The sequence below is a fragment of the Caulobacter sp. GW821-FHT10A10 genome (assembly GCF_059415745.1).
The window spans coordinates 487,919-511,481 of record NZ_JBWKNV010000004.1 but is presented as its reverse complement, the minus strand read 5'-3'; the positions used below and the strand labels follow the sequence as shown (position 1 = coordinate 511,481).

The 23,563-nt window shown below is 70.5% G+C and carries 24 protein-coding genes; 10 read left to right on the top strand and 14 right to left on the bottom strand.

Features of this window, described 5'->3' with window-relative positions; all coding sequences use genetic code 11:
• From AC07NS_RS14310 to AC07NS_RS14290, 5 genes are all read left to right on the top strand, one after another.
• A partial coding sequence (locus tag AC07NS_RS14310; protein WP_494604230.1) for a transposase occupies positions 1-378 on the top strand: 378 nt, incomplete at its 5' end.
• 482 nt (positions 379-860) lie between these two features.
• A complete protein-coding gene (locus AC07NS_RS14305; protein WP_494604229.1) occupies positions 861-2,249 on the top strand; it encodes an alginate export family protein in 1,389 nt (462 codons plus the stop codon).
• Between the two features lie 14 nt (positions 2,250-2,263).
• Positions 2,264-3,553 carry a CmpA/NrtA family ABC transporter substrate-binding protein gene (locus AC07NS_RS14300; protein ID WP_494604227.1) on the top strand — a complete coding sequence of 430 codons (1,290 nt, stop codon included), beginning with the start codon at positions 2,264-2,266 and terminating at the stop codon, positions 3,551-3,553.
• Between the two features lie 25 nt (positions 3,554-3,578).
• On the top strand, positions 3,579-4,499 hold the full coding sequence (ntrB, locus tag AC07NS_RS14295; RefSeq protein WP_494604225.1) for a nitrate ABC transporter permease: 921 nt from the start codon (positions 3,579-3,581) through the stop codon (positions 4,497-4,499).
• A 14-nt stretch (positions 4,500-4,513) separates the two neighbouring features.
• The gene (locus AC07NS_RS14290) at positions 4,514-5,299 is read left to right on the top strand and encodes an ABC transporter ATP-binding protein (protein ID WP_494604223.1); all 786 of its coding nucleotides are present in this window, start codon (positions 4,514-4,516) and stop codon (positions 5,297-5,299) included.
• Between the two features lie 184 nt (positions 5,300-5,483).
• Here AC07NS_RS14290 and AC07NS_RS14285 read toward each other — a convergent pair whose 3' ends face one another.
• The 3 genes from AC07NS_RS14285 to AC07NS_RS14275 all read right to left on the bottom strand — a co-directional run bounded on the left by AC07NS_RS14285 (position 5,484) and on the right by AC07NS_RS14275 (position 8,234).
• Positions 5,484-6,125 carry a GntR family transcriptional regulator gene (locus AC07NS_RS14285; RefSeq protein WP_494604222.1) on the bottom strand — a complete coding sequence of 214 codons (642 nt, stop codon included), beginning with the start codon at positions 6,123-6,125 and terminating at the stop codon, positions 5,484-5,486.
• A gap of 96 nt (positions 6,126-6,221) precedes the next feature.
• The gene (locus AC07NS_RS14280; RefSeq protein WP_494604220.1) at positions 6,222-7,220 is read right to left on the bottom strand and encodes a 4-hydroxyproline epimerase; all 999 of its coding nucleotides are present in this window, start codon (positions 7,218-7,220) and stop codon (positions 6,222-6,224) included.
• Positions 7,221-7,316: 96 nt separating this feature from the next.
• A complete protein-coding gene (locus AC07NS_RS14275; RefSeq protein ID WP_494604218.1) occupies positions 7,317-8,234 on the bottom strand; it encodes a dihydrodipicolinate synthase family protein in 918 nt (305 codons plus the stop codon).
• 66 nt (positions 8,235-8,300) lie between these two features.
• Here AC07NS_RS14275 and AC07NS_RS14270 point away from each other — a divergent pair, with 66 nt between their 5' ends.
• The 3 genes from AC07NS_RS14270 to AC07NS_RS14260 all read left to right on the top strand — a co-directional run bounded on the left by AC07NS_RS14270 (position 8,301) and on the right by AC07NS_RS14260 (position 12,301).
• On the top strand, positions 8,301-9,566 hold the full coding sequence (locus AC07NS_RS14270; protein ID WP_494604216.1) for an NAD(P)/FAD-dependent oxidoreductase: 1,266 nt from the start codon (positions 8,301-8,303) through the stop codon (positions 9,564-9,566).
• Complete coding sequence (locus tag AC07NS_RS14265; RefSeq protein ID WP_494604214.1) at positions 9,563-10,771, top strand: M24 family metallopeptidase; 1,209 nt, start codon at positions 9,563-9,565, stop codon at positions 10,769-10,771. The genes AC07NS_RS14270 and AC07NS_RS14265 overlap by 4 nt, the downstream gene beginning before the upstream one ends.
• Positions 10,772-10,858: 87 nt before the next feature.
• Positions 10,859-12,301: an amino acid permease gene (locus AC07NS_RS14260; RefSeq protein WP_494604213.1), complete on the top strand. Its 1,443-nt coding sequence runs from the start codon at positions 10,859-10,861 to the stop codon at positions 12,299-12,301.
• A gap of 6 nt (positions 12,302-12,307) precedes the next feature.
• Here the strand turns inward: AC07NS_RS14260 and AC07NS_RS14255 are convergent, their stop codons facing one another.
• From AC07NS_RS14255 to AC07NS_RS14205, 11 genes are read right to left on the bottom strand one after another with little or no spacing between them, the layout of a single operon-like run.
• The gene (locus tag AC07NS_RS14255; protein WP_494604211.1) at positions 12,308-12,895 is read right to left on the bottom strand and encodes a hypothetical protein; all 588 of its coding nucleotides are present in this window, start codon (positions 12,893-12,895) and stop codon (positions 12,308-12,310) included.
• Positions 12,896-12,935: 40 nt separating this feature from the next.
• On the bottom strand, positions 12,936-13,577 hold the full coding sequence (locus AC07NS_RS14250) for a hypothetical protein (RefSeq protein ID WP_494604209.1): 642 nt from the start codon (positions 13,575-13,577) through the stop codon (positions 12,936-12,938).
• Between the two features lies 1 nt (position 13,578).
• Positions 13,579-14,838, bottom strand: a complete 1,260-nt coding sequence (locus AC07NS_RS14245) for a PASTA domain-containing protein (protein WP_494604207.1) — start codon at positions 14,836-14,838, stop codon at positions 13,579-13,581.
• Positions 14,835-15,491, bottom strand: a complete 657-nt coding sequence (locus AC07NS_RS14240) for a hypothetical protein (RefSeq protein ID WP_494604205.1) — start codon at positions 15,489-15,491, stop codon at positions 14,835-14,837. Before AC07NS_RS14240 ends, AC07NS_RS14245 begins: the two co-directional genes overlap by 4 nt.
• Complete coding sequence (locus AC07NS_RS14235; protein WP_494604203.1) at positions 15,491-16,579, bottom strand: hypothetical protein; 1,089 nt, start codon at positions 16,577-16,579, stop codon at positions 15,491-15,493. The genes AC07NS_RS14240 and AC07NS_RS14235 overlap by 1 nt, the downstream gene beginning before the upstream one ends.
• Positions 16,579-17,133, bottom strand: a complete 555-nt coding sequence (locus tag AC07NS_RS14230; protein ID WP_494604201.1) for a hypothetical protein — start codon at positions 17,131-17,133, stop codon at positions 16,579-16,581. The genes AC07NS_RS14235 and AC07NS_RS14230 overlap by 1 nt, the downstream gene beginning before the upstream one ends.
• A 21-nt stretch (positions 17,134-17,154) precedes the next feature.
• Entirely contained in the window at positions 17,155-17,889 is a 735-nt protein-coding gene (locus AC07NS_RS14225) for a hypothetical protein (RefSeq protein WP_199232641.1), read from the bottom strand.
• Between the two features lie 36 nt (positions 17,890-17,925).
• Positions 17,926-18,396 carry a hypothetical protein gene (locus tag AC07NS_RS14220; RefSeq protein ID WP_494604199.1) on the bottom strand — a complete coding sequence of 157 codons (471 nt, stop codon included), beginning with the start codon at positions 18,394-18,396 and terminating at the stop codon, positions 17,926-17,928.
• Positions 18,393-20,168 carry an OmpA family protein gene (locus AC07NS_RS14215; RefSeq protein WP_494604197.1) on the bottom strand — a complete coding sequence of 592 codons (1,776 nt, stop codon included), beginning with the start codon at positions 20,166-20,168 and terminating at the stop codon, positions 18,393-18,395. Before AC07NS_RS14215 ends, AC07NS_RS14220 begins: the two co-directional genes overlap by 4 nt.
• A complete protein-coding gene (locus tag AC07NS_RS14210) occupies positions 20,161-20,745 on the bottom strand; it encodes a hypothetical protein (RefSeq protein WP_494604195.1) in 585 nt (194 codons plus the stop codon). Before AC07NS_RS14210 ends, AC07NS_RS14215 begins: the two co-directional genes overlap by 8 nt.
• Entirely contained in the window at positions 20,742-21,833 is a 1,092-nt protein-coding gene (locus AC07NS_RS14205; protein ID WP_494604193.1) for a hypothetical protein, read from the bottom strand. Before AC07NS_RS14205 ends, AC07NS_RS14210 begins: the two co-directional genes overlap by 4 nt.
• Positions 21,834-22,094: 261 nt before the next feature.
• On the opposite strand from AC07NS_RS14205, the gene AC07NS_RS14200 reads away from it, so the two are divergent.
• A complete protein-coding gene (locus tag AC07NS_RS14200; protein ID WP_110119698.1) occupies positions 22,095-22,598 on the top strand; it encodes an RNA polymerase sigma factor in 504 nt (167 codons plus the stop codon).
• A complete protein-coding gene (locus AC07NS_RS14195) occupies positions 22,595-23,536 on the top strand; it encodes a FecR family protein (RefSeq protein WP_494604191.1) in 942 nt (313 codons plus the stop codon). Before AC07NS_RS14200 ends, AC07NS_RS14195 begins: the two co-directional genes overlap by 4 nt.
• Positions 23,537-23,563: the final 27 nt, after the last annotated feature.

Here is a 23,563-nt window from a genome sequence, read left to right as displayed (position 1 = left end):
GCCCGTCAGGCCCTGCTGCAGACCATTCCCGGCGTCGGCCCGGCTGTCAGCATGACCCTGCTGGCCGACCTGCCAGAGCTGGGAAGCCTCGACCGCAAGGCCGTCGGCAGCTTGGCGGGCCTGGCGCCTCACCCCAACCAGAGCGGAACCCGGACCGGCCCCGCTCATATCGGCGGCGGCCGACCCTGTGTGCGCGCCGCCCTCTACATGGCCGCCGTCAGCGCCGCCCGCTCCGACAAGGGCTTCAAGCGCGAGTACCAGGCCCTCCGCGCCGCCGGCAAACCCGCGAAAGTCGCCCTCGTCGCCATCGCCAGGAAGATCGTCGTCGCCGCCAACGGCATGCTCAAATCCGGACAACCCTGGCAAAGGCCCGCTTGACCCAACACAGTCGCCGGGTCTGCGGTCCGCTGCGCGCCCCTCCGCCCGGGATGACGAGGGAAGGAACGGGCGAATTGGGTCGGAAACGCGCCAGCATCAGTCCGACCCCACGCCTCCCTTCCGGTAACCAGATGCCTTCAAAGCCTTGCGTCGCCAGGGATTGGTGAAGGCGAGTCCCCACCGGTCATCGTCCGTGAGGGGAGGGTGGCGCCTGGTTTCCAGGCGCCGCCCAAGCTTTGGGCGCCGTGCTGCTGCGCAGAAACGGGCGCCGCACCCGCGAAATGGTCGATAACGCCGGTTTTCAGATTGTCGGCGTCCCGACGGGGTGCGTCCCTGATGACGACACGCGGGGCAACGACGTCCTGCGAGGGTCCTTGAAGGATCTACGCCGACGACGGGGTCGGCGACTGTTTTGGACAACGACGTCCGGAGGGGGCTCACGCCCTCGCCGGGCGTTTTTTTTTGGCCTGAGGGGAAGAGGCATGAACACGAAGAGGGCCGGGCTCACGCTCGGCGCCGGGCTCGCAGCGCTGCTGTGGGCGACGGGAACCTGCGCCCAAACGACCGCCGCTCCGGAGCAGCCGGCGGCCACGGAAGCCGCACCGGAAACGGTTGCCGAACCCGCGCCAGAGCCGGCCGAACCGCCGCCTCCGCCCGCGCCGCCGCCGACGTTCAGCGACCAGGTCGCGGCCGGCAAGGTGATCCTTGAGGTCCGCGCCCGCTACGAGAGCGTCGACCAGGCCAACCTGGCCGACAAGGCCTCGGCCTTCACCGTCCGCACGCGTCTGGGCTGGGAGACCGCCGAGTTCCACGGCCTCAAGGGCCTGATCGAGTTCGAGGACGTCCGCCAGATCGGCGAGGAGCACTACGCCGTCAACGTGCCGGGCGCGACGACCGCCCCGCTGAACGGCGCCGACAAGGCCCGCTATCCGATAATCAACGATCCGGATGTGACCGAGCTGAACCGCGCCCAGGTGACCTGGACGCCCAGCGCCGCCTTGCAGGTGACCGCCGGCCGCCAGCGCATCCTGATCGACGACCAGCGCTTCGTCGGCGCGGTCGCCTGGCGTCAGGACGAGCAGACCTTCGACGGCGTGCGCGCCGACTTCGCGCTTGGCCGGGTGAAGGGGACCTACGCCTACATCAACCACGTCAATCGGGTGCTGGGCGAACTGCGCGACTGGGACAGCGACAGCCACCTGCTGAACGTGACCTGGTCGCCGGCCGAGGCGCTGCGCCTGCAAGGCTTCGTCTACGCGCTGGACTTCGGCAATTCGGCGGTCAACTCGTCGATCACCAAGGGCGCCAAGGCCTCGGGCAAGACCTGGGTCGGGCTGTATCAGCTGGCCTACAACGCCACCTTCGCCCGCCAGAGCGACTATCACGGCAATACCGCCGCCTATGACCTCGACTATGTCGGCGGCGACGTGGCCGGCACGTTCGACATCTACACCCTCAAGCTCTCCTACGAGTCGCTGGAAGGGAACGGAACGCGGGGCTTCACGACGCCGCTGGCCACCGCCCACGCCTTCAACGGCTGGTCGGACGCCTTCGTCACCGGGGGCGGCAACAAGGGCTTCGCCGACGGGCTGGAGGATCTGAACCTCAGCCTCAACGTCAAGCCGCGCTTCAAGCGGACTTACTTCTTCAACAGCGACGTCGTGGTCCGCTACCACGACTTCAATGACCAGCGCACCGGCGCCGACCTCGGCAGCGAATGGAACGTGCAGGTCACCGCGGCGATCACGCCCAAGCTCTCGGTGCAGCTGAAGTACGCCGACTTCCAGCGCGAAACGACCGTGCCGGCCGGGACCCTGGCCCCGCCAGCCTCGCGGACCAAGGCCTGGTTCACCCTCGAATACAAGCTCTGAGACGGATCTCGATCATGACCAAGACCGACAAGACCGCCCTTCAGGGTGTTTCGCGCCGCACCGCCCTGATCGGGGCCGCCGCCACCATGGCCGCCGTCAAGGCCGCCTTCCCGGCCGGGGCCCACGCCGCCGGCGCGGGTCCGGAAACCGCCAAGGCGCGCCTGGGCTTCATCGCCCTGACCGACAGCTCGCCGCTGATCATCGCCAAGGAGCGTGGCTTCTTCGCCAAGCACGGCCTGCCCGACATCGAGGTGGTCAAGCAGGCCTCGTGGGCCGCCACCCGCGACAACCTGGTTCTGGGCTCGGGCGGCGGCGGCATCGACGGGGCGCACATCCTGTCGCCCATGCCGCTGCAGTTCAGCCTGGGCGTCCAGACCGGCGGCAAGCCGCTGCCGATGTACGTGCTGGCCCGGCTCAACACCAACGGCCAGGCGATCTCGGTCGGCAACGACCTGAAGGCCGTGAAGGTCGGCCTGCAGGCCGGTGGCGCCAAGGCCAAGTTCGCCCAGCTGAAGGCGGCGGGGAACATCGCCAAGGTCGCCATGACCTTCCGGGGCGGCACCCACGACCTGTGGGTCCGCTACTGGCTGGCGGCGGCCGGCATCAATCCGGACATCGACGTCTCGACCATCGTCATCCCGCCGCCGCAGATGGTGGCCAACCTCAAGGCCGGCACCCAGGACGCCTTCTGCGTGGGCGAGCCGTGGAACGGCCAGACCGTCAACCAGAAGATCGGCTACACCGCCACGACCACCAGCGAGATCTGGATGAACCATCCGGAGAAGGCGCTGAGCATGCGGGCCGACTGGGTGGACAAGTATCCACGCGCCGCCCAGGCCCTGACCGCCGCCGTGCTGGAAGCCCAGATGTGGTGCGACAAGCAGGCCAACAAGGCGGCCATGTGCTCGATCGTCTCGGGCCGGCAGTACATCAACGTGCCGATGGGCGACATCCTGCCCCGCCAGCAGGGCGTCATCGACTACGGCGACGGCCGCAAGGTCACCGGTTCGCCGCACGTCATGAAGTTCTGGGCCGACAACGCCAGCTTCCCGTTCAAGTCGCACGACCTGTGGTTCGTGACCGAGAACATCCGCTGGGGCGTGATACCGCAGAGCACGAACAAGCAGGCCCTGGTCAACAAGGTCAACCGCTCGGACATCTGGCGCGCGGCGGCCAAGAGCATCGGCCAGACCGGCCCCGCGGGCGACAGCCGCGGACCCGAGAAGTTCTTCGACGGCAAGGTGTTCGATCCGGCCAATCCGGGCGCGTACCTGGCCAGCCAACCCATCAAGAAGCTCGCCTGAGAAAGGCCAGAGGGGAGGAAAGCTCATGACCTATCCCAAGCCCGACTTCGCCGAGGCCGCGCCTGTCGCGGCCCCGGTGACGGCCCCGCCGCCGGCAACGGCGTCGGCGGCGGAGGCCGCGCCGGCCGCCCCAAGAGTCCCAGGGGCGGCCGGCATCGCGCGGCGGGCAGGGACGGTCGCGGCCGCCGTCCTGCCGCCGGCCCTGACCGTGCTGGTCATACTGGCCGTGTGGCAGGGCGTGTGCGGCGACTCCTATGACGGCCTGCCGTCGCCCTCGCGCATCTGGCTGGAGTCGAAGGAGCTGATCGTCGATCCGTTCTACGACCGGGGCGGGGTGGACAAGGGCCTGTTCTGGCACGTGCTGACCAGCCTCAAGCGGGTGGCCTTCGGCTTCTCGATCTCGGCGGTGGTCGGCGTCGGCCTGGGCGTGCTGATCGGCGCAAACCGCTGGGCGCATCGTGGCCTGGACCCGATCTTCCAGGTGCTGCGGACGGTGCCACCCCTGGCCTGGCTGCCGATCTCGCTGGCGGCCTTCCACGAGGCCAATCCGTCGGCCCTGTTCGTGATTTTCATCACCTCGATCTGGCCGATCATCATCAACACCGCCGTGGGCGTGCGAAACATCCCCGAGGACTATCGCAACGTCGCCCGGGTGCTGCGGCTGTCGCCGATCGAATATTTCTTCAAGATCCTGCTGCCGGCGACCACGCCCTACATCTTCACGGGCCTGCGCATCGGGGTGGGCATGAGCTGGCTGGCCATCGTCGCCTCGGAAATGCTGCTGGGCGGCGTCGGCGTCGGCTTCTTCATCTGGGACCAGTACAACGCCTCGCGCATCTCCGACATCGTCGTGGCCCTGGCGTGGGTGGGCCTGACCGGCTTCGCCCTGGACCGCATCGTCGCCCTCGCGGGCCGCATCGTCTCCCGCGGCAACGCGGCGAGCTGAGAAGGGGAAAGATCATGGGCAAGGCCTATCTCTCCATCGAGAACCTGGGCGTCACCTTCGGGCACGGCGCGGGCGCTTCCGAAGTGCTGCGCGGCGTCGAGCTGCAGGTCGACAAGGGCGAGTTCGTCTCGATCATCGGCCACTCGGGCTGCGGCAAGTCCACCCTGCTGAACGTGGTGGCGGGCCTCGTGCCGGCCACCACCGGGGCGGTGATCCTCGACCGCGAGGCCGTCAGCGCCCCGGGGCCGGAGCGGGCGGTGGTGTTCCAGAACCACTCGCTGCTGCCCTGGCTGTCGGTGCGCGAGAACGTGCAGCTGGCGGTCGACAAGGTGTTCGCCGGCAAGAAGTCGGCGGCCGAGCGCCGCGACTGGACGCTGCACAATCTCGAACTGGTCAAGATGACCCACGCTAAGGACAAGCGGCCCTCGGAGATCTCCGGCGGCATGAAGCAGCGGGTCGGCATCGCCCGGGCGCTGGCCATGCAGCCCAAGGTGCTGCTGCTGGACGAGCCGTTCGGGGCGCTGGACGCCCTGACCCGCGCCCACCTGCAGGACAGCGTCATGGAGATCCAGGCGACCTTGAACAACACCGTGCTGATGGTCACCCACGACGTCGACGAGGCGGTGCTGCTGTCGGACCGCATCGTGATGATGACCAACGGCCCGCGCGCGACGATCGGCGAGGTGCGCCCGGTGGATCTGGCCCGGCCCCGCGACCGCCTGGCCGTGGCCGAGGACGCTTCGTACGTCCACGCCCGGGCGGCGGTGATCGAGTTCCTCTACACGCGGCGGGCGGCTTAGGGGCGGCCCCTAGTTCGTCATCCCGGCCGAAGCGCGTAGCGCGTAGAGCTAGGACCCAGGGGACTAGGCGCCGCGTCCAGGTTCGCTGCTGGGGCAGTAGCCGTCGCACTGCGCTTGGCCCCTGGGTCCCGGATAAGCCCTTCGGGCTTTCCGGGATGACGGCGTTTTTGAGGAGAAAAGAGCCTTAAGCCGCCAGCTGCTGGCGCAGGTCGTCGAGCGTGCCTTGGATGTGCTCGGCGACCAGGGCCTCGACCGTGGCGGCGTCGCCGGCCTTCCAGGCCTCGAGGATCTGGCGGTGCTCGCGGCTGGCGCGTTCGTCGCGTCCGAAGGGCTCCAGGTGGATGCGCACGTAGCGCTCCGACAGGATCTGCAGGCGCTCGACCAGCTGGCTGGTGATATGGCCGCCGGGGCGGACCAGCGACATGTGGAAGGCGTGGTTGAAGGCCACGTGGTCGCCGTCGGGCTTGCCCAGTTCGGTTTCCAGGGCGGTCAGGGCGGCTTCGGCGCGGACGTGGTCTTCGGGGCCGGCCTTGCGGGAGGCCTCGGCGGTGGCGCCCGGCTCCAGCTTCAGGCGCAGGGCGAAGACCTCGCTGGCCTCCTCGGTGGAGGCCGGCCGCACCACGTAGCCGCGGTTGGGGTAGGAGTTGAGCAGGCCGTCCTGCTCCAGGCGGCTGAGCGCCTCGCGCAGCGGGATCTTGGAGACGCCGAGCTCGCCGGCGATGGTGTCCTGCCGCACGGCCGCGCCCGGCGGCATGGCGCCGGTGAGAATACGGCGACGTACGATCTCGTACGTCTGGTCGGACAGGGTGCGGACGACGATGCTCATGAGCTGCGAACTATAACCCCTGGGTCGGCGCCCCCCGCGCCGAGAGGGCCTCCCTATATCAGATTATCAGGCGGCCCGGATTAAACCTGGGTCATTTCAAATGACCTGGAATCCGGCCCAGAACGGGTCGGCGCGATCGATCCAGATGGTGTTGAACCCTGTGGCGATCGCCGAGCCCTGAACCGAGGGAATGATCGCTTGGCGGTCGCCCAGGGTGGTCTCGGCCTCCACCCGGCCGATGAAGCGGCTCTTGATGTAGCTTTCGTGCACGAAGGCGTCGCCGACCTTCAGGCGGCCCTTGGCGTGCAGGTGGGCCAGGCGCGCCGAGGTGCCGGTGCCGCAGGGGCTGCGGTCGATGGCGCGGTCACCGTAGAACACCGCGTTGCGGCCGTCGGCGCCGTCGCTGGCCGGGGCGTCGGCCCACAGCACGTGGCTGACGCCGCGGATGGTGGGGTCGAGCGGATGCACCGGCTCGACCTTCTCGCGCACCAGGGTGCGGATGATCGGGCTCAGGCGCAGGATCTCGGCCGCGCCCAGGGCGTCGACGCCTTTGTAGGCGCCTTGCGGTTCGACGATGGCATAGAAGTTGCCGCCGTAGGAGACGTCGATGGTCAGCGGGCCGAAGTCGGGAACCTCGATCTCGACGCCGGTCTCGGCGAGGTAGCTGGCGACGTTGCGGATCTTCACCGAGGTGACCTTCTGGCCCTCGGTCTCATAGGCGATGTCGATGACGCCGGCCGGAACCTCCAGCCGCAGCTTGCCCGGTTCGCGCGGGGTGACGAGGCCGTTCTCCAGGGCGAAGGTGACCATGCCGATCGTGCCGTGGCCGCACATGGGCAGGCAGCCGCTGGTCTCGATGAACAGGATGCCCGCGTCGCAGTCAGGCAGGGTGGGCGGATAGAGGAAGCCGCCCGACATCATGTCGTGGCCGCGCGGCTCGAACATCAGGCCGGTGCGGATCCAGTCGAACCGGGCGAGGAAATCCTGGCGGCGTTCGCTCATGCTGGCGCCGCGCAGCAGCGGCGCGCCCCCGGCGACCAGACGCACGGGATTACCGGCGGTGTGGCCGTCGATGCAGAAGAACGTGTGACGCATGGACTTCCTCGGGACTCAAGAAGAGCCGATCCAATCGGTTTCGAATGGGGTTGTCATCCCGGCGCGCGGATGCGGCCGGGATGACGGGCAGTCGGATCAGGCCGCCTCGGCCTTGGAAAGCATCGGCCGGGTGGCGGCGGCTTCCTCGACCATGGCGACGACCTGGGCGCGGCGGGCGCCGGCCAGGGGCAGGCGGGGCATGCGCACGCGTTCGGAACCGCGACCCATGATCTCTTCGGCCAGCTTGATCGACTGGACGAGGTCGTGCTCGGCGTCGAGGTGCAGCAGCGGCATGAACCAGCGGTAGATGCTGCGGGCGGTGTCCAGGTCGCCGGCGTCGACCGCGGCCACCAGGGCCACCGATTCCTGCGGGAAGGCGCTGGTCAGGCCCGAGACCCAACCCTTGGCGCCCAGCAGCAGGCCTTCCAGCGCGACGTCGTCGAGACCGGCCATCAGGATGAAGCGGTCGCCGAAGGCGCGGGCAAGGTCGGTGAAGCGGCGGGTGTCGGGCGCGCTTTCCTTGACCGCCACGACGGTCGGCTCGTCGGCCAGGCGTTCCAGGACGCCCAGGCTGATGGCCGCGCGATAGGCCGGCGGGTTGTTGTAGAGCATGATCGGCAGGCCCGAGGCCCGGGCGACCGTGCGGAAGTGGGCTTCCAGCTCGGCTTCGGTGGGCACGTAGACCATGGCCGGCAGCGCCATCAGGGCGTTGGCGCCGATGGTTTCGGCGTCCTTGGCGAAGGCGGCGGCGCGGGGCGTGGTCAGCTCCGAGCAGCCGACGATGATCGGCACGCGGCCGGCCACCACCTCGACGGCGGCCTTGAGCATGGTGCGCTTTTCGTCGGCTTCCAGCGAGTTGTTCTCGCCGCAGGTGCCCAGCACGACGAGGCCGTGCACGCCGTCGCGGACGAGGTTATCCAGCACCTGTTGGCTGGCGTCGTAATCGATCGAGAGATCGGGCTTGAATTGAGTGGTAGCGGCGGGAAACACGCCCGACCAACGCATGGAACTCATAGTGCTTGCGCCTCCTGCTGATTTGTCTACCGTATACGATATTGAGTGCGAGGGTAAAGCCCGACGATGAAGGCGGCAGGAACGGCGGTTATCGGAGGCGGGATCGTAGGCACGGTCTGCGCGCTCGCTCTGCGGCGCGCGGGCGAGGATGTGCTGCTGATCGATCCGCGGCGCGATCCGCCCCCGGCTTCCTATGGCAACGCCGGTCACATCGCGGTCGAGCAGGTAGAGCCCCTGGCCTCGCCGGCGGCCCTGGCTTCGGCGCCCCGGCGGCTGTTCGCCCTGGGCGGCGCGCTGGATTTCCGACTCGCCGACGCGACCGCCTGGATGCCTTGGGCCGCGCGCTATATCCGCGCCTCCACGCCCGACGGCGCGGCGCGCGGCCGGGTCGCGCTGAGCGGCCTGCTGGCCGACGCCCTGCCGGCCTGGAAGCGTCTGGCGGCCTCGGTCGAGCGGCCCGATCTCGTCATCGAGCAGGGCCACGTCGTGGTCTGGGAAAGCCAGGACAGCGCCCGCAAGGGCATGGCCGCCTGGAGCGGCGCCGACATCGGCCAGACGAAACTCTCGCCTCTGGACGAGCCGACCCTGCGGCGCGTGGGGCGGCAGGTCTCGACGCCCCTGGCGGGCGGGGCGCGATTCGAGGGCTCGGCCCAGGTCAGCGATCCCGGCCAGGTTCTGAAACTGCTCGGCGAAGCCTTCGAGGCGGCGGGCGGCAAACGGCTGACGGCCAGCGTCTCGCGCCTGGCGCCCAGCGGCCGGTTCGCGCAGATCGTGCTGGAGGGCGGCGAGCGCATCGCCGCCGGCCAGATTCTGGTGACCGGCGGGGTCGGTTCGGGCGCGCTGATGCGCAGCCTTGGCCATGTCGCCCCGATCATCGCCGAGCGCGGCTATCACCTGGAAGGCGGGGCGGGCGACTGGAACGGCCTGCCGCCGGTGGTGTTCGAGGACCGCTCGCTGATCCTGACCCGCTTCGGCGACCGCCTGCGGGCCGCCAGCTTCGTCGAGTTCTGCCGCGAGGGCTCGCCGCCCGACCCGATGAAGTGGGACCGCTTGCGCGGCCATCTCGACGCGTTGGGGATCAAGCTGCACGGGCAGGTCGCCCAGTGGTCCGGCGCCCGGCCGACCCTGCCGGACTATCTGCCGGCCATCGGCGCCAGCGCGCGGGCCGACAATCTCTATTATGCCTTCGGGCACCAGCACCTGGGTTTGACCCTGGCGGCGACCACCGGCGAGATCGTGGCTAGGCTGATCGCCGGCCAGGCGCCGGATCTCTCCGCTTTCGACATAGATCGCTTCGCCTCCGGGCGCGGCAAGACGAGGACTACCGCATGACTTTGGGCGTGGGCGTTTCGACCATGGCCGCCGAACTGGCCGACCTTTCGCCGCGCGCCGGCCGCCCGCCGGCGATCACGGCGGCCGAATACGAGGCCCGGCTGGAGAAGGCGAGGGGGCTGACCCGCGCGCTGGGCGCCGACGCCCTGCTGATCGGGGCCGGCGCGTCGCTGCGCTATTTCACCGGCGTGCCGTGGGGCGCGACCGAGCGGCTGGTCGCCCTGCTGCTCCCGGTCAGCGGCGCGCCGCTGATGATCTGCCCGGGCTTCGAGCTGGGCTCGCTGCAGGCCGACCTGAAGATCGAGGTCGAGATCCGCCTGTGGCAGGAGCACGAAAGCCCCGCCGCCCTGGTCGCCCGCTCGCTGGCCGAGGCCGGCGTCGACACCCTGGCGCTCGATCCGGCCGCGCCGTTCCTGCTCTATTCGTCTCTGAAGACGGTCGCGCCGTCGCTGTCGGTCAAGGACGCGACGGCGGTGGTCGACGGTTGCCGGGGCGTGAAGTCGGAATCAGAGCTCGCCCTGATGCGCTACGCCAAGGCCATCACCCTCGACGTCCATCGCCGCGCCGGCGCGGTGCTGGCGCCGGGCGTGAAGGCCAGCGAGGTCAAGCGCTTCATCGACGAGGCCCATCGTGCGGCCGGCACGACCGGCTCGACCTTCTGCGCGGTGCAGTTCGGCGAGGCCACGGCCTATCCGCACGGCCTGCCCGGCGACCAGGAACTGGTCGAGGGCGACCTCGTCCTGATCGACACCGGCTGCCAGGTCGAGGGCTACCAGGCCGACATCACCCGCACCTACGTGTTCGGCGAGCCGAGCGCGGAGCATCGGCGGATCTGGGAGATCGAGCACGAAGCCCAGGCCGCCGCCTTCGCCGCCGTGAAGCCCGGCCTGCCGTGCGAGGTGATCGACACCGTCGCCCGCCAGGTGCTGGAGAGTCATGGCCTGGGTCCCGACTACGCCCTGCCGGGCCTGCCGCACCGCACCGGCCACGGCATCGGCCTGTCGATTCACGAGGGGCCCTATCTGGTGCGCGGCGATTCCACGCCGCTGGCGCCGGGCATGTGCTTCTCGAACGAACCGATGATCGTCGTTCCGGGCCGCTTCGGCGTGCGCCTGGAAGATCATTTTCACGTCACCGAGGACGGCGCGGCCTGGTTCACGCCGCCTTCGCCGTCAATCGACGACCCCTTCGCCCTGGGAAGGTGATCGGGGGACGCACCGAGTTCTGATTTGGCCAATGTCTCCGCGGCGCCGGGAGGAGTGCGGCGCGGAGTTTCCTGCAAGGGGGATCGAATGAGCTTCTGGACGCGCCGCAAGGCGCTCGACGCGATCGTGGCGGTGGACGCGGGCCATAGGCTCAAGCCCACGCTCAGCTGGCCGCACCTTCTGGCGCTGGGCATCGGCGCCATCATCGGCACGGGGATCTACACCCTGACCGGCATCGGCGCCGAGCGCGCCGGGCCGGCGGTGATCCTGGCCTTCGCCGCCTGCGGCGTGCTCTGCGTGTTCGCCGCCCTGGCCTATGCCGAGGTCGCCACCCTGATCCCGGCGGCGGGCAGCGCCTACACCTACGCCTATTCGGTGCTGGGCGAGGGCCTGGCCTGGATCGTCGGCTGGAGCCTGGTGCTCGAATACGCCGTCACCTGCGCGGCCGTGGCCGTCGGCTGGTCGGGCTACATGGTCGGGCTGCTGAAGAGCGTCGGCATTATGCTGCCGCCCGAGCTTCTGGCCGGACCGCACGCGGGCGGGATCATCAACCTGCCGGCGGTGCTGATTACCGTGGCGGTGACGGCCCTGCTGGCCAAGGGCGCGCGCGAAAGCGCCACGGTCAACATCGTGCTGGTGATCATCAAGATCATCGCCCTGGCCGTGTTCGTGGTCCTGACCATCGGCGCGATCAAGGCCGCCAACTTCCACCCCTTCATGCCCTACGGCTTCGTGTCCCACACCGAAGGCGGTCATCCGCGCGGCGTGATGGCGGCCGCCGCCATCGTGTTCTTCGCCTTCTTCGGCTTCGACGCGGTCTCGACCTCGGCCGAGGAGGTCAAGAACCCCAAGCGCGATCTGACCATCGGCATCATCGGCTCGATGCTGATCTGCACGGTGATCTACATGGTCGTGGCCGCCTGCGCGGTCGGCGCCTGGCCCTATGCCGAGTTCGCCAAGTCGGGCGAGCCCCTGGCCTTCATCCTGCGCTCGCTGCAGCATCCGTTCGCCGCCGTGGCCATCGCCGTGGCCGCCATCCTGGCCCTGCCCAGCGTCATCCTGGTGATGATGTACGGCCAGACTCGGGTGTTCTTCGTCATGGCCCGCGACGGTCTTCTGCCGAAAGCGCTGGGTAAGCTCAGCGCCAAGCAGGCCCCGGTGCGCCTGACCCTGATCACCGGCGTGGTCGTGGCCCTGGTCGGCGGCTTCCTGCCCCTGGACCAGATCGCCGAGCTGTCGAACGCCGGCACGCTGCTGGCCTTTATCTGCGTCGCCGTCTGCGTGATGGTGCTGCGCAAGACCCGTCCGGACCTGCCGCGCCTGTTCCGCTGCCCGGCGGTGTGGATCGTCGCGCCGCTGGCGGTGGTCGGCTGCCTCTACTTCATGGTCAGCCTGCCGGTCGGCACCCTGCTGCGCTTCGCCGGCTGGAACGCCATCGGCCTGGTCGTCTACCTGCTCTACAGCCGGCGCACGAGCTTGCTGGACAAGGGCGTCGAAGCCCCGCCGCTGACGGAAGCCGAGGTTCCCTGAGGCCGTTCAGTCGTCGAGCGGCGGCGAGACGTCGAACTGCTCGACGAAATAGTCTGCGAAGCCCGCCGCGCCCGGTGCGCGGCGGGCCAGCCAATCCTGAAGCCGGCGGACGAAGTCGGTGAAGGCCGCGTCGGCGGCGATCCGGGCCGCCGACAGCTCGGCGTAATCGACCGCGATGGCCTCGGCGTCGGGCGCGATGTCAGCGTGGATGATCGCCTGCTGCGCCGCGCACTCCAAATAGGCGTCGGGATCGTGGCCCAGCCAGGGCGAATGTCCGCCCGGCTTGACGCCGAACCACTCCCGCCATCTTTCAAGGCCGCAGCAGCACCCGGGTTCGATGACCACCCCGTCGCGCTCGGCGCGCAGACCGCCGGCCACCACCCGGTTTTCCCTGACCATCATCGACAGCAGCACCTCTTCCAGTGCTTCGCCCTCTGGCTCGTCGCCGTAGCAGGCGAGCGCGGCTACGGCGTTGGCCAGGTCGGCGTCCGTGACCTGGCCCGTCAGGTCGACCCATTGGTACTGGGCGTAGTCCGACGCCCAGGGATAGGCTGGGCCGGGATTCATTTGCAGAACAGGCGTGAGCTTGAGCATGGCGCGAAGGTGGCCGCCGCGCCGGCTGCGATCAAGAGCGTCAGCCCAGACCCAGGATCACCGCATTCGTCGTCCGGACCAGGGCGCGGGGCGGGGCGTCCTGGGTCTTGACCGTCAGCTTGGCGGCGTCGGCGGCGCTGACCGTCTGGCCCTTGGCGTCGACGAACTCGGCCGCCAGACCCCGGGTGGCCATCAGGGCGACTGCGTCGGCGCCGGTCAGGCCGCGCACCTCGGGCATCGGCGCGGCGTCGTCGAGGGCGGCGGGGGCGGGGACGGGCACGATCTTGAAGGTCAGCTTGGCCGCGCCGCTAGCCTGGAAGCCGTAGCGCTGCTGGAAGGCCGCATCGACCGGGGTGACATAGGTGCGGGCCTGGCCGATCGCGCCGCTGCGGCCGGTCGTCCCGGCGCTGCCGTCGGCGCCGCCCGTGCCGCCGATCCGCATCGAGACCTGCACCTCGCAGGTGGTTTCAGGCAGGACGTAGAAGGTGGGCTGGTAGCCGATCGAGCGCAGCATCTCGAGCCCCTCGTCGCCGTCGGCCTCGTAGATGGCCAGGCTGGCGTTGAGCGAGCCCTGGTCGAGGGCCGCCTGGGCCTCGGCCACGCCCCGCCCGACGGCGGCGATCACTTCGCCCAAGGGCGTCGCCAAGCTTTCGCTGAGCAGTTCGGAGGCGTCCTGGGCCATGTCAGGCTCCCTGTTCGTCGGCGGCGGCGAAGATCACCATCACCCGCGCCCCACGGGCGATGACCGAGCCGGCCGTGGGCGACTGCACCATGGCCTGGCCGGGGGCGACGGCCGGATTGAGCGCGTGAGGGCCGACGCTGGCTTCCAGCACCAGGCCGACCGAGGTCAGCACCCGCCGGGCCGCGCTTTCGGTCAGTTGCAGCACGTCGGGCGCGCGAGGGCCGTCGGCCGCGTCGGCCGGCTTCTCGGGGATGAACTGGAATTTGACGTCGCTGAGCACGTCCTGCTTGAGGTCCTTGGCCGTGTCGGCGTCGATAAGCTGCACCGCGCCGGCGTCCTGCAGCAGAACCTTGGCGTTGACCTGGATGGCGCCCAGCGAGAAGCCGCGCGGCTTCAGGCTGACCTGGGCGTCGTCCAGCTGGGTGGCCATGGTGGTGGCCAGATCGGTGACGGCGACGCTCCGCAGTCTTAGCGGCGCCGTGGCGGCGGCCGCCCCCGTGGCGTCGGCGGCCAGGCGTCCGGCCGTCGCGGGGCGCGCTGCTGCGGCGGCCGTGGCCTGGGCCGCAGCCGCGGCGGCGGCCTGAGCCGCGGTCTCCTGGGTGGCGACCACGCCGCGCAGGCGGGTGATCTCGGTCTGCTGCTCGGTGACGACGCGCGAGCGGTCGGCCAACTGGCGGTCGCGGTCGGCGAGGTCCTGGTCGCGCTGGACGAGGCGGGCGGTGAAAGTCTTGGTGGTCTCCTCGGTCGCCTGGGCGCGGACGGCGGCGACATCGACCTTGGCCGAGCGTAGGGTGGCGATCTCGGCGTCCTTGTCGGCCAGCAGCTTGTCGCGGTCGGCGACGTCGCGGGCGACGGGGCTGTCGGTGGCGATGACGCCGCCCACCGGGGTGATCACCGTGCCGGCGCGCAGCACCCGGGCCGCGACCGTGGTGCGGGCCACCACCTTCTCCTCGACCGCCAGGCGGCGCACCTGGCCGAAGTCGATGGTCAGGCCGCCGCCGCGCGCGGCGCGGCCGAACTCGGGGCTGACCGACATCGCCGCCGCCCCCTCGACCAGCCGGAAGGCCGGGGCGAAGGGCAGGGTGTCGTCGGCGATCGCGCCGCTGCCCCGGGCCAGGCCGTCGGCGTCGGTCTTGGCGTTGGAGACGGCGGCCCAGGCGTTGGTCTTCAGGTCGAACAGCTGGACGTCCAGGCTCGCCCCGACGGCCGGCTTGCCGTCGGCGTCGGTCAGCCTGGCGCTCCAGGTGAAGGCCGTGCTCATCCCACTTCCTCCAGACCGACGACGGCCCGCGCGTTGAACGCGCCGATCGAGGCGACGACCACGACGACGGCGCGGGCCGGTTCCTTGGCGGCGATCGAGAGGGCGGTGGCGGCCTTGCCCGAGGCGTCGGTGCGCAGCAGGGCCTGGTCGAGGCGCGTACCGGCCTGGCGCTTGTAGTTCGGGGCACCGCGCGCGGCCGACAGGGTGGCGCCGGCCTCGTCGTCGATGTTGAGCTCGACGGGCTGGTCGGCCAGCACCTCGCCGGCGCTGTTGGTGACGGTGATCGACAGGGTCGCCTTGCCGCCGATGTTCTGGCCGACGACGAAGGCGATGCGCGGCGTCGGCAGGCCCTCGCCGGGCGGGGTGGCCACGAGCCGGCCGCTGATCGTGCTGCTGACCTGCTGGTTGCTGGAGCTCTGGTCGCGGGCGGTGAACAGCAGGGCCACGGGCCGGCCGCCGGCGTCGGCCTTGGTCTGCATGTCGACCTTGATCGAGAAGTCGAGGAACGGCAGCTGGTAGCCGCCCAGCGGCGCGCCCGAGGCGTCGACGCGCGGGCCGGCGTTGAGGGCCAGCTGCGCCTCGCGGACGCCCTCGGCCAGGGCCACCAGAAGTTCCTCGATCGAATTGCCGACGAAGCGGCTTTCGGTCGTCATCAGTCGCCTCCCTCGGAACTGTCGCGGGATCCCTCGGCGCGCTTGGCCTTCAGTTTTTCCAGGGCGCGGTCGCGGCGGGCGTCGTCGCGGGCCTCGTCGGCCTCCTTCAGCTCGCGCACGTCGCTGGCCATCTCGCGCATGCGGTCGGCCTTCTCGGCGTAGTCGACATACTCGCCCACCGTGCCGGCGCCGACCGACAGCTTGCGCGCCGTCTCGCGGACGTAGGGGTCGGCGCGGCCGAGGCCTGGGATCTTCTCGCGGGCCTTTTCGACCCAGTCCTTGGGGATGGCGTCGCGGGCGCCGTCGAGCGCGCGTTCGGCGGCGGCGTAGGCTTTGCGGCCCCGGCTGACCATGTCGCGGGCCTTGGCCAGGCGGCGGTCGAGCGGGTCGCTGGCGGCCGCCGTGGGGCGAGGGCGATCATCGGGACTGGTCAGGGCCCTCCCGGCGTCGCGCAGGCCGCGGCCGGTCTGGCCCAGCGAGGCCAGCCGGCGCGAGGGCTCGGCGAGGGGATCGGCCTCGCGGCGAGCGGCCAGGCGATCCCAGGGGGCTTCGCGAGCGGCCGCGGCGGGACGTTCCCACGGCGCCTCGCGCGGGGGAGCAGGGGCGCGCTCGAACACGTCCGAAGGCGTGAACCGGCGCAGGTCGGGCGGCAGGCCGCCGGGCGTCGGTCGCACCTGTTCGCCCGGGGTGCCGCGCACGCCTTCGCCCGGCGTCGCGCGCAGGGCGTCGGCGGCGGTGCCGCGCAGGGCCGGGGGCAGGGCGGGCGGATGCGAGGGCGGTCGTGGCCCTGCGGCGGCGCGGGCGGCGTCGCGCCCCGCGCCCCAGCGGTCGAGCTCGGCCCGGCGACGGTCCAGCGGCGTGACGGCGTAGCGCGGATCGCCGAGGCCGCCCTGGCCGGTCAGTTGGGACATCCTGGACTCCAGCGCCTGACGCTCGGCCATCAGCCGCGCCAGGTTCGGCGACAGGGTCGAGGGATCGACGCCGCGAGAGGCCGCCGACGCAGGAGCGGGCGTGGCCGCGCGGGTCGGCGCGGCTGGAGACGGCGCCTTGGCGCGGCGCAGGGCGTCCTTCCAGGGCGGGTCGCTCATCAGTTACCGTCTTGCTCGGCCGCTCGCCGCTGCTCGATCAGGCCGCGTACGCGCTCCTCGAACAGGGCCGGCGGCGGGATCGGCACCAGCTTGGTGCGCATCAGGCTCGAGCCCTCGGCGCTGTACTGGTATTTGGCCGCGTAGCTGGCGCTGACGCTGCTGGCGCTGACCGCTCCGCCGCCGCCGAACGGCGTCCAAAGCCCCCCGGCCTTGACCGAGGTGTTGCTGCTGCTGCGCTTGATCTCGGTCTCGGACTTGAACGAGATCGACATCTTCAGCTCGATCACCGTGTCGACGAACTGGTAGAAGGTCGGTGTGAAGCCGAGCTCCAGCAGGCTGTATTCCTGGCCGTCGCCGAACTTGACCAGATAGGTCTTCGACTTGGCGCCTTCGCCATCCTTCTCCTCGTCGGCGTCCTCGTCGTAGCCGGCCATCAGCCGGGCGATGCGCAGCGAGACGAGGTCGAGTTGCAGCTGGGCGGTGGCGATACCGACGCCCAGGCGCTGGACCATCTCCGGAAAGGGGACGGCGAGCAGTTCTTGGCCCACGCTCATGGGACGTTCTCCGTCCGGGGGTTAGTTCTTGTTCTCGGCCAGCGACTTGTCGAGCAGGCGCTTGCGACGCTCGATCTCCTCGTCCAGCTGGCGACGGATCCGCTCTTCGAGGATGGCCGGGGGCGGGATCGGCACCAGCTTGGTGCGCAGCAGGCTCGAGCCCTCGGCCGTGTAGCTGTACTTGGCCGAGTAGGAGGCGTCGACCTGGCTGGTCGAGACCTGGGTGGTGTTGCTGGAGCCGAACTTGCCGCGGAACAGCTTGAACGAGAAGCTCTTGCTGTTGGTGTTGGTCTGGTTGGTGTCGCGCGACGAGCGGGTGGTCTCGCGGGTGTAGGTGAACTTGATGGCGATCTTCACCTCGATGATCGTGTCGACGAACTGGTAGAAGGTGGGCGAGAAGCCCAGCTCCAGCATCGACAGCCGGGTCGGCACCCGGATCAGGGTGGTGTCGAGGCTCTCGCCGTTGTCCTGGGCGTTCTTCTTCTGGTTGGCGATGACCTTGGACAGGGCGTCGATATTGCCGCCGGAGATCGCGTCATCGGTGGCGATGAAGGCCTCGGCCTGCTGGACGGTCATCAGGTCGTAGCCGAAGAAGATCCGGCTGTCGTCGAAGGTCTGGTTGCCTTCGTCGTCGGTGACGACCTGCAGGCCGCCCATCATCTCGGCCACCTCGATGCTGTTGGCGTCGAGTTTCATCTGGCCCTCCGCGATGGCGAAGGCCATCTGGCGGATCATGTCCCCCATGGGGACGTTCAACAGCTCTCTTCCGATCGACGGCATGACGTCTCCTTCCTAGGGTACGGGCGTGGGTTCGCTGATCCTGCGCAGCAGGTTTTCGAGGATTTCGGGGGGCGGCAGGCTGACCAGCCGGGCCGCGATCGAGCTCATGCCCTCGGCGCTGACCGAGAACTTGCGCGCGTAGCTGACGTTGACCGAGGCGGCGACCATGACGAAGCCGGTGTTGACCCCGACGCTCGCCCCGGCCGAGACGCCGAATTCGGTGCTCTCGGTCATGCTGAACGAGAGCTTGGCCTCCACCGTCGCCTCGGTGAAGCTGTAGAAGGTGGGCGTGAAGCCCAGCGAGATCAGGTTGTGGGTCTCGCCGCCGATCTCGATGTCGGTCGTCGCCATGGCCTGGGCCGTGGCGATGCTGTTGCGGTCGAGCGCGGCCTGGGCGTCGGCGATGGCGATGCCCAGGCGCTCGATGATCTGCGGCAGCGGCGCGGAGAGCAGCTGCCGGGTGACGGCGGCGGTCTCGCTCATGGCGTCGGGGTCGGGGCTGGCGTCAGGTAGGTCTTGATCTCGTCGAGGAACTCGACGGGCGCGGGCACGGCGACGATGCGGGCCGAGATGCTGCTGTTGCCGTTCACCGACTGCTCGAACTGCCGGCTGGTGCGGTAGTCGACGGCCAGGCCGACGGCGACCGAGACCTTCGGCTTGTCGCCGCTGGCCGTGGGCCCCGCCGTGATGGGGGCAAGGGCCTTGGTGATGCTGGCGCCGTCGGCGGCCGACAGGGCGATGTCGTTGGCCGACAGGGTGACGAGGTTGATCAGCACCACGTCCTTGGCGTCGGCGAAGGTGACGACCCCGCCCTGGCGGGTGGCCCGCACGCCGTGGGTGGCGCTGCCGGCGTTGACGTCGCGGGTCAGGTTGAAGGCGTAGGCCTCGGGCGTGTCGCCGGCGAAGGTCGAGCCGCCGGAATTGACCGCCGCTCCGCTGATCGCCACCGAGGTGTCGGAGGCCCCGACCTTGACCGCCGTGGCGTCGACGGCCTGGGCCGTGAAGTGGCGCACGATGATGAAACCGTTGCCGCTAGCGCTGCCGCCGGTCTTGTCCGGGGTCGGCGTGGCCTGCAGCTGGGTTCCGGCGGAGTCGACGATGATCAAGAGGTCGTTGGAGTCGGCCAGCAGCACCTCGGCGCGGCGGAACTGCTGGTTGGAGACCTCGTCGGTGGCGCCGACCCAGCGGTCCTCGCCCTTGGTCTCGACCTTGCGGATCTGGGCGGCGGGGACGCCGTTGCTCTTCAGGTAGTTGGCGACAGCGTTGGCGCGGTCCTCGCCCAGCTTGATGTTGTAGTCCTGCGAGGCGACGCGGTCGGTGAAGCCGATGACGTCGACCACCGAGCCGCTGTCCCGAAGCGTGCGGGCCAGCAGGCCCAGCTCCTCGGTGGCGGCGGGCTTGAGCACCGAGCTGCCACTGTCGAAGAGGGCGATGCCCAGGGTGCCGCCGCCGACCGGCAGGGTGGAGCCGACCGGGTCGCGCTGCAGCTTGGCCTTGAAGCCGCCCAGGGCGTTGATCGCCGACACCACGGCGCGGGCGTAAAGCAGCTCGTTGGCCTGGCTCTTGACGTTGGCGGTCTTGCCCGAGGCCAGGACGAAGTCCTCGCTGGCGCCGGCCGTGGGCGTCTCGACGATGCGGATCACGCCGACGCTGGACTCGCCGGCCCCGTAGAAGGCCACGCCGCTGTCGGTCTTGATCGGGTTCTTGGCGGTGTCGGGATCGAGCTTGAACTGCACCTTGGTGTGCTGGGCCTCGACATAGGCCCGCTCGAACTTGCCGGCGGGGGTGCGCAGCTTCTGGGCCACGGCCTCGGCGGCGGACTCCAGGTCGGCGCCAGCCGCGTCGGTCTTGGCGCCGTCGACCGTGACGCTGGCGGGCAGGCTTTTCAGCGTGATCTGGGCCTCGCGGGCGTTGGCCGGCGATTGCGGGCCGCCCTGGCCGAAGCCGAAGTCCAGCTTGCCGCCGATGCCGAAGGCGCTGGCCTCGCCGACCTTCATGGTCAGCTGCATCGAGACCGTCAGGTCGGCATGCTGATAGTGGTAGAAGGGCGGCGACAGGCCCAGCTGCAGCAGGCTCTTGCCGCCCAGCCCCGGGCGGGGCTCCACGTACTCGCCGACCTGCGCCAGGCTGTTGAGGTCGAGCGCCTTCTGGGCGTCGGCGATCGACAGGCCCATGGCCTTGATGAACTCGGCGACGCTGGCGTCGGCCAGGATCTGGCCGGGCGTCATCTTCTCGATGGGGTTCTCGTCAGCCATGCATCGGCTCCTTGATCATCGGCCCCTTGGCGGTCTCGGGGGACTCGCAGGCGCGTGTCCGATCGACGGTGTCGGCGCGCACGGTCCAGTAGCCGTGGGCGCGCTGGGCCTCGGCCAGCCGGGCGGCGGTGACGCCGAGGCCTCGGGCGGTCCAGGTCAGCAGGTCGCGGGCCAGGGCCAGGCCTTCGTCCAGGGCCAGGGCGGCGGCCAGGCTGTCTCGGGCGGCGGCGATGTCGCCGGCCTTCAGGCGGTTTACGCCCTGGCGCTCCAGCAGGAAGGCGCGGTCGCGGCGCTGGAAGTCGCTGGGCGTTCCGTCGCCCAGTTCGGCGGCGGCGCTGCTGGCGGCTTCGCCGGCCAGGGTCGCGGCCTGGTCGTGGGCGCCCGTGCGCTCCAGGCTCTCCAGCACGCAGTGCAGGTAGTGGCGGGCGAAGATCTGCGGGGCGCGCACGCCGTGGGCCAGGCGCAGGGCCTCGCGATACTTGGCCAGGGCCTCGTCGTGTCGGCCCTTCAGCGCCAGCAGCTTGCCAGCCTCGGCGACGCCGGCGTGCAGGCGATGGACGTCGGGACGGGCGGTCATCGGACTGCCTCGGCGAACAGCACCTCGGCCCCAGCCGCTTCCAGCCGGTGGCGCAGCAGGCGGGCGTGGGGGCGGGGCATCGGCGGAGTGGCCAGCGGCGTGGGGCCGGCCAGGCCGAACTCCGCGAGCAGGGCGGCCGGCGCCGACAGGATATCGAGCGCCTGATGGGCGAAGGTCTCCAGTTCGGCGCGCACGTGCAGGTTGGCGGCCTCGTAGGCGGCCATCCGGTCTTCGAGATCGGCGAAGGCGAGACCGGTCTCGATCGGAACCGGCAGGGCCTGGCGCAGCAGGTCGTAGTCCTCGACCGGAACGCCGGCCAAGGCCTCCAGCGCCTCGGCGGAGCCGTCAGGCGCGGCGACCAGTTCGATGGAAAAGCGCAGGAAGGCCTGGTCGATGATCCGCACCTGCTCGGGGGCCTTCAGCCGCCGCCACAGGCCGTCGGCCTCGCCGCGGGTCAGGTCGAACACGGTGGCCGAACCGCCGACGGCGATCTCGGCCCCGGCCGGCAGGCGCGGGCGCAGTATGCCGACCTGAAGGTGCGACAGGCCGCTGGCGAACAGGGCGAAGGCGGCGGTGTCCGGCCGACTGGCGGTCAGGCGCACGGCGCCGGCGGGCAGGGCGGCTTCCAGGGCGCGGACCGTGGCCTCGGTGACATTGCCCAGGATCACGCCGGGCGGGGTCAGCAGCAGGTCGAGGGCGGCGTTCGGCTCCATGCCGAGGAAGCGTCCCAGAGCCTGGCCGACGGCGTCGGCGGCGTCGAGATCGATCAGCTCACCGGCCAGATCCACGGCCGGCGCGCGGGCCGGAGCGGGGCCGGCCGGGGTCACGGCCACCTCGACGCCCAAGGTGCGGATGACGCCGGCCAGATGCGCGGCGTCGGCCGCCGGCAGCCCGGCCAGCAGGCGGGCGGGGGCGCGATAGAGGGCGTCGACCACCGTCTCGACCGGCATGTCGAGGGCCTGGCTGAGCACCGAAGCCGCCTTGGGCGACGCGCCGCCGATGCCGGTGACCAGCAGGTCCGCGGCCTCCGTGCTCGAAAGATCTACGCTCTGGGACGCTACGCTGGGGCACACCGACGACTCGAGCACCAATCCCTCCCTGAGGCTGGTTTCGAACGGGCGATCCACGCTCTGGTTGGCGTGGCGCTGGACTCGTGTCAGAGTTGCAATTGTTTGTAAAGCTTTGAAACATCACACGTGGTGAATTCGCACCCGGTGCGTTCGCCCGTGTGCGGACGATCGCTGCTGGTCCTATTCCGGAGGGCGAGGCGGAAGAACTGTCATGAAGCCGTGCTAGCGCCGGCCCATGCTTCCGGAGCCTGCACCTTCGCGCGCGCGGCGTGTCGCGCCATGACCGACCTGGCCAGCCTGCGCGCCCAGCGTGACGAGCTCTATCACTTCATCGTCCGGCGCACGCGCGACCCGGCGGCGGCCGACGACCTGGTGCAGGAAACCTTCGCGCGGCTGCTGACCTACGAGAAGGCGCGCACCGTCGCCGACCGGGCGGCGCTGGGCTATCGCATCGCCCTCAATCTGGTTCGCGACCACTTCCGCAGCCGCAAGCGTCGGCCGGTCGAGGCGCTGGACGACGACATTCCCTGCCAAGCCCCCGCGCCGGAGCAGATCCTCATGCATCGCCAGAAGGTCGAGGTGTTCGGCAAGGTGCTGGACGCCATGCCGCCCCTGCGCCGCGACGTTTTCATCCGCCGCCGCCTGCACGGCCAGACGACGCGCGAGATCGCCGCCGCCCTGGCCATGAACGAGGCCGCCGTCGAAAAGCACGTGGTGCGGGCGCTGGAGCAGCTGCATCGCGAAGTGGCCAAGGCCGAGCGCCGCGCGGGAGGCCGCCGATGAGCCGCGCCCGCCGCACCGCCGCCCTGTGGGCCGCCCGCCGGATGGATCCGGCCTTCCGCGACGAGGCCGGCTTCGTCGCCTGGCGCGCCGCAGACGCCGCCAACGCCCAGGCCTTCGACCAACTGTGGACCACCAGTCAGGACGCGGCCCTGTCCGAGGCCATGGCGCTCAGCGAGCAGCGCCGCGCCGTCCGCGCCCGTCGAGCCGGGCCCATCGCGGGCTTGGCCGGCGGCCTCGTCGCCGCCTGCGCCCTGGCCGCCGTGATCGCCTGGCCGCAGCTGCAATTGATGACCGTGACGCCGACAGTCTTCGAGACGGGCAGGGGACAGCATCGCACCGTCGCCCTGGCCGACGGCACCCAGGTGACCCTGGACGGGGGCACGCGTCTGTCGGTCCGGATGGGGTCGCAACGCCGCGAGGTCGCCCTGTCGCAGGGCGAGGCCTTCTTCGACGTCGCCCACGACGCGGCGCGGCCGTTCACGGTGAAGACCGCCGAGGGCTCGGCCCGGGTGCTGGGCACGGCCTTCGACCTGGAGCTCAGCCACGAGCGCGGCCCGGGACGGGTGGAGCTGTCGGTGCATCGCGGCCGCGTGCGGCTGGCGCCCAAGGGGCTGATCCATCGCACCGCCGAGCTGACCGTCGGCCAGCGGGCCTTCGCCACCGAGGGGCGGCTGTCCAAGGTCAGGGCCTTCGACCCGGCCGGCGACGACTGGCGCTCGGGCTGGCTGGAGACCGACGGAGTCACCCTGGCGCGGCTGGTCGAGCGGCTGAACCGGGCGTCGCCGACGCCGATCGTGGTCGAGGACGACGACCTTGGCCGCCAGCGCGTGGCCGGCCGCTTCCGCATGGACGATCCGGACGCCCTGGTGCGCAATCTGGCGCTGGTCCACGGCTTCAAGGTCAGGGAAGGCGGGGGCGGTCTGGTCCTTTCGCGGTGAACCCGTCGCGGAAACTTCACAAAAATC

Coding starts and splice junctions, on each gene's coding strand:
- AC07NS_RS14250 (WP_494604209.1), bottom strand. CDS start 13,577: ATGGCCCAGGACGCCTCCGAACTGCTCAGCGAAAGCTTGGCGACGCCC.
- AC07NS_RS14200 (WP_110119698.1), top strand. CDS start 22,095: ATGACCGACCTGGCCAGCCTGCGCGCCCAGCGTGACGAGCTCTATCAC.
- AC07NS_RS14305 (WP_494604229.1), top strand. CDS start 861: ATGAACACGAAGAGGGCCGGGCTCACGCTCGGCGCCGGGCTCGCAGCG.
- AC07NS_RS14245 (WP_494604207.1), bottom strand. CDS start 14,838: ATGAGCACGGCCTTCACCTGGAGCGCCAGGCTGACCGACGCCGACGGC.
- AC07NS_RS14255 (WP_494604211.1), bottom strand. CDS start 12,895: ATGCTCAAGCTCACGCCTGTTCTGCAAATGAATCCCGGCCCAGCCTAT.
- AC07NS_RS14280 (WP_494604220.1), bottom strand. CDS start 7,220: ATGCGTCACACGTTCTTCTGCATCGACGGCCACACCGCCGGTAATCCC.
- AC07NS_RS14275 (WP_494604218.1), bottom strand. CDS start 8,234: ATGAGTTCCATGCGTTGGTCGGGCGTGTTTCCCGCCGCTACCACTCAA.
- AC07NS_RS14285 (WP_494604222.1), bottom strand. CDS start 6,125: ATGAGCATCGTCGTCCGCACCCTGTCCGACCAGACGTACGAGATCGTA.
- AC07NS_RS14215 (WP_494604197.1), bottom strand. CDS start 20,168: ATGGCTGACGAGAACCCCATCGAGAAGATGACGCCCGGCCAGATCCTG.
- AC07NS_RS14260 (WP_494604213.1), top strand. CDS start 10,859: ATGAGCTTCTGGACGCGCCGCAAGGCGCTCGACGCGATCGTGGCGGTG.
- AC07NS_RS14270 (WP_494604216.1), top strand. CDS start 8,301: ATGAAGGCGGCAGGAACGGCGGTTATCGGAGGCGGGATCGTAGGCACG.
- AC07NS_RS14300 (WP_494604227.1), top strand. CDS start 2,264: ATGACCAAGACCGACAAGACCGCCCTTCAGGGTGTTTCGCGCCGCACC.
- AC07NS_RS14195 (WP_494604191.1), top strand. CDS start 22,595: ATGAGCCGCGCCCGCCGCACCGCCGCCCTGTGGGCCGCCCGCCGGATG.
- AC07NS_RS14230 (WP_494604201.1), bottom strand. CDS start 17,133: ATGAGCGTGGGCCAAGAACTGCTCGCCGTCCCCTTTCCGGAGATGGTC.
- AC07NS_RS14220 (WP_494604199.1), bottom strand. CDS start 18,396: ATGAGCGAGACCGCCGCCGTCACCCGGCAGCTGCTCTCCGCGCCGCTG.
- AC07NS_RS14210 (WP_494604195.1), bottom strand. CDS start 20,745: ATGACCGCCCGTCCCGACGTCCATCGCCTGCACGCCGGCGTCGCCGAG.
- AC07NS_RS14240 (WP_494604205.1), bottom strand. CDS start 15,491: ATGACGACCGAAAGCCGCTTCGTCGGCAATTCGATCGAGGAACTTCTG.
- AC07NS_RS14235 (WP_494604203.1), bottom strand. CDS start 16,579: ATGAGCGACCCGCCCTGGAAGGACGCCCTGCGCCGCGCCAAGGCGCCG.
- AC07NS_RS14290 (WP_494604223.1), top strand. CDS start 4,514: ATGGGCAAGGCCTATCTCTCCATCGAGAACCTGGGCGTCACCTTCGGG.
- ntrB (WP_494604225.1), top strand. CDS start 3,579: ATGACCTATCCCAAGCCCGACTTCGCCGAGGCCGCGCCTGTCGCGGCC.
- AC07NS_RS14265 (WP_494604214.1), top strand. CDS start 9,563: ATGACTTTGGGCGTGGGCGTTTCGACCATGGCCGCCGAACTGGCCGAC.